The organism is Campylobacter sp. US33a (assembly GCF_004378855.1).
In the GTDB taxonomy this organism is placed as follows: domain Bacteria; phylum Campylobacterota; class Campylobacteria; order Campylobacterales; family Campylobacteraceae; genus Campylobacter_D.
Genome location: NZ_RYYL01000024.1, coordinates 1 through 4,476, shown reverse-complemented (window position 1 = coordinate 4,476; position 4,476 = coordinate 1). Strand labels below are relative to the sequence as shown.

Genomic DNA, 4,476 nt, shown 5'->3' with positions numbered 1-4,476 from the left:
TAAATTTGATCATAGTTTTGATCCTAAGGAGGGCTTAGGAGAGCAAAGCAAAACTCAAACAGAGTTAAGAGAACCTATAATAAGACTTCATTATAAAAGTGATAGATTTCAAAAAGATAACCTACCTATATATAATCTTTTGATCAATAATGAAAAAAAAGAACAAAATAAAGCTTTAAGTGAATTAAATATAGAACAACAAGATTTAAAAGATATAAAGGATATAAATATTCTTAATCAATTCAAACAAGACTTTAGTAAAGATTATGAATTTAAAGAATTAAATTTTAGTTTTGATACTAATTTAATCAAACTTTATTTTATTATCCCAAAAAATATTGCTAAAGTTTATAAAAGTGCTTATAAAGAATTTGAATATAAAGATTTAGGAGCAGGGTATTTTACACAGCTACATGAGTATGATAAAATCATCAAAAATTCCCTAGAAGACAATAAAGAATTAAACGAATATCATTTTAGTTTTTTAGCTCCTGCTAAAATGCAAAATTTAAAACTTCAAATCGCAAAAGGACTAGATGAAATCTTAGAAGATGAAGATAGAAAGCAAGAGCTTTATGTTTGTAAATTTGTAGTGGTGAATGGGGCTAGAATATGAAAATAAACAATTTTACTTTAATCACATCAAATCATAACCTAGAAATAGAAATAAAAAATCTTACCAAAAATGCCAATAAAGTTATTTTTATATGTGGTGATTTTGATGGATATAAAGAAGCCGAGAATTCTTTGTATAAAACATTACATACTATTGAAGATAATTTTAAAATTGATAATAAAAAAACTTTTAAAATTATACATTTAAATCAAGCTAATAAAGATGAAATCACAAAAGAACAAAATTTTAGCTCTGATAAAAATTTATCTAGCATTAAAAAAATTATCTTTAATAATTTAAAATTTTTAAATAATATAATCAATCAAAATGAAAATAAAACGCTTAATAAAATTATTGATGAAAATAATGAAGAAAATATTGAAAATTTTTTAAGAGAAATTCAAAAAGAATTAAATATATTATTAAAAAATATCAAAGAATCTGATTATTTTGAGCAAGAGATTAAACCAAAGATACAACTTACCCTAGATACACTTTTTAATACACTTTTAAAAAATATTACTCAATCTAACGATGATGAATATAAGCAAATTATTAGAGCTATAGCAAAATTTTTTATCAATATATTAGATTCTGTAACCAATCTTAAAAAACCTATCTCTTTAGTCAAAAAAAATCCTTATGTTTTTGTTGTAAATGCATTATTTGAAGCTTATAATTCTTACTCTGAATATCAAGAGTATAAGGAAAAAAAATATTATTATGATTTTGCTTATCCACTTTTAGAACTTATTACCAGTAAACTTTATCCTATTATTGCTTTATGCAATGAAGAAATTTTATCTGATGTATTAATTATAGATGATAAAATACTATTAGATTTTTCATCTTATGCTAATGCACCTTCAATTAGCCTTTATAGAAATAGCTTTTATAAAATTATTTTAGATGAAGAATTTCAAGGTATTTTTGATAATTTTTTAGAAAATAATCCAAAAATTGAAAACGAAAAATTAAATAATACACTTTTGATTAATTCTAGTTTAAAAAATTTTGATACAACATTAAAAAAAGCAATCAATTTAAATATTTCTGAACTTAATCATTTCTTTTATGCAGAATATCCTGATTTAAATTCTTCCATGCTAGTAGAAATGATACTAGATAAAAAAAATACCGATCAAATCAATACAACAAAAATGGGTAAAAATTATTTGTTTATTACCAATCCACCACAGCTTAACAATGCAGCACTTTGTGAAGATTTGTATCAAAAAAAATTAGGAGCAATAATAAAAAATCGTCCTAAAGCCCTTACAAAAAATGAAAAACTTGCATTAAAAGGCGATTTTCCTAGCAAAAGAGATTATGGTTCTTATTTTATAGAAAGAGATGTTAAAAAAGAAGATGATTTTGTCTTGCAACTTTGTCCTTTTGTGAAACTTGATGGACAGATTTATCAAAAATATAAGGGATATTTTGAGTTTTATAATCAAACATCTTCTTGGGCAAAACTTTATTCACCAAAGTATATAGGCAAGCAATTAGAATACGAAAAAGCTAAACAAAAATTTGCTTATATTGATAACTTTTTTAAATTACCTAAAGAACTTGAGGAAATCAGCAAAAAAGAAAAAGAAAAAACAGAAGTGTATGTAGAACTTTTTAATGATTATTTAGACAAGTTTAATTCGCATTATGATCTAATGCAAATCATTAATACAGAACCTTTCGTATCTAAACATGAAGATATAGATTTTAAGAAATACTCGTCTTTAACGGTTGTTTTATTGACTTTAACTTTGCATGTTTTACAAAAAGACTTAGCTTTTACGCAAGAATATTCTCTTGGCATTAAAAATATTGTAATTCCAAATCTAGATTATGGCGATAAAGAAGTTTCACTCAATTATCAAAAGATTGAAATACCAAATTATTCAGAAAAATATATTTCATTTATCCCCGATGATATTTATTTTTATGATAATGATAAAAAAAATTACATCTTTTTATCCAAAGAGTTAAATAAAAATAAAAAAGAAGATGAAGTCATCTATTTAGATGAATTAGCTAAAGCTATGTTTGAAAATGATCTCGAAGAAGATGATCAAACTTATGCGAAATTTTTAAACACCTTAAATGAAAGCTTTGATGATGAAATTGAATTTGAAGAAAATATACAAACAAATCAAACACTTCCTACAAAAAAGGATTTAGATAAAAGTATTCAAGAAATTATGCTTGATAATGAGCTTGCAAAACTATCCTTAGATATCACTTTTTTTAGCATTATTAAGCAACTTTTTCCTTTTACAGAATTTTTTATGAGTCAGCCTGATTTTTTTAAAAAAATGATTTTATTTTTTATAAATTCAAGCTCCGATAAAAAGCATTATGGCAATAAATTATTTTCTAGTTTTAAAGCACATTTTTTTAAAGAACTAGGGATATTTTATGCGCTTAATCCTAAAGGGCGTTTTATAAAAATCAACCCAAAAAGTAAAAAGCCACTCAATAAGCTTTTTTTATATCAAATAGGAACAAATTATTATTATTTTAGTCAATCAGAATATGCCAGCGAGTTAAAAAAGTCAAAGAGTTTTTCAAGATTGGATAAAGCTAAGCAAATTCATTTGATATCAAAAGTAAGAAAACAATTAGCTATTGATTTTTCTATTAAAGTAAGTAAAAATTTAAGTGTAGATGTGTTAAAAAATTTAGCAGGATCTTTTATCGATACACTTTTACCTACAAATTATGAAAGATTAAAAATTTTATATGAAAAACTAATGTATGAAAAATTTACTTACAATTATGATTTTCCTTTAGCTGTAAAAAAAGAAGAATACTTAACCTATCCTTTATTGATAAATTCTAGATTTATGAGTTTTGATTTATCTGAGTTTATTTTTGGTTCTTTATTGTGCACAGGTGGGCTTAATTATTATCCTAGTATTGCTTGCACTACAACTTCAAATGAGGCTAGAGAATTTGCCTTAAAAAGACTTTTATCTTATATTATTTTAGATGAGAAAAGAAGGGCTTTTATGGAAGATAAAATCAATGAGGGCAAATACATCTTAAATGATAAGGAATTTTTTGAAAAAAACAATATAGAACTTAGAAATTGTAATACATATAAGCTAGAGCATTTTCAAAGAAAAGAAGAGTATAAAACACAACACCCAGTAATAAAACAACACCCTATCTTAGCTTATAATGATGCTATACAAATTTTATATGAATATGCAAATGGTATTTATAATACTACCCAAGATGAAAAGGGTAATTTCATAGAAGATAGGCAAAAGGCAAGAAGATTGATGGAGAATTTAGAAGCCATAGGACAACATAATTTAGAAGTGATGTATAGGGGGATAAATAATAAAGATGTTGATAATGAAAGAAATAGAAGAAAAGATAAAGAAGATTTTAATGATATTAACAAATCCCAAGATTATTCCAACAAATTCATAGGCAGATTAGCCACGACTATAATCATGGAAGATGGTTTATATATAGGATGAAAGGATAAAAATGAGTGATAATAAAGATATTTACGAGATTTATACTTCTAATGGACTTATATTAGAAGTTGATAAAAATACAAATCAAATTATATTTGATAAAAGAAAAGATGGGCGCAAGGTAGGCAAATACACCCAAGAATATTCTAAAGCTTTGTTTGAAGCCGATAGAATTTTAAGAACCTCTCCTTATATTAATTATCAACCCCAATACCTAGATCCTAACTTTTACACAGGACAAGCTTCTACTTTGCTTGAATTTAAAGATTGGCAAAGTATATATTTAAAAGATCCCATTAAAGGAAGCATAGCTCCTTGGACTAAAGCAGAAAAAGCTTATTATAAATCTTTAAAAACTAAAAAAGAAAGATA

At 24.7% G+C, this 4,476-nt stretch carries 1 protein-coding gene and 2 pseudogenes; all 3 read left to right on the top strand.

The window, feature by feature from the left end:
• A pseudogene (locus tag ELQ16_RS09690) lies at positions 1 to 616 on the top strand (hypothetical protein); the annotation flags it as partial.
• Positions 613 to 4,104 carry a hypothetical protein gene (locus ELQ16_RS09685; protein ID WP_134239431.1) on the top strand — a complete coding sequence of 1,164 codons (3,492 nt, stop codon included), beginning with the start codon at positions 613 to 615 and terminating at the stop codon, positions 4,102 to 4,104. The pseudogene ELQ16_RS09690 and the gene ELQ16_RS09685, both read left to right, overlap by 4 nt.
• Before the next feature lie 10 nt (positions 4,105 to 4,114).
• Positions 4,115 to 4,476 (top strand): annotated as a pseudogene (locus ELQ16_RS09680) (hypothetical protein); the annotation flags it as partial.

Excerpts from the sequence above, each read along its gene's own strand:
- ELQ16_RS09685 (WP_134239431.1), top strand. The coding sequence starts at position 613 with ATGAAAATAAACAATTTTACTTTAATCACATCAAATCATAACCTAGAA.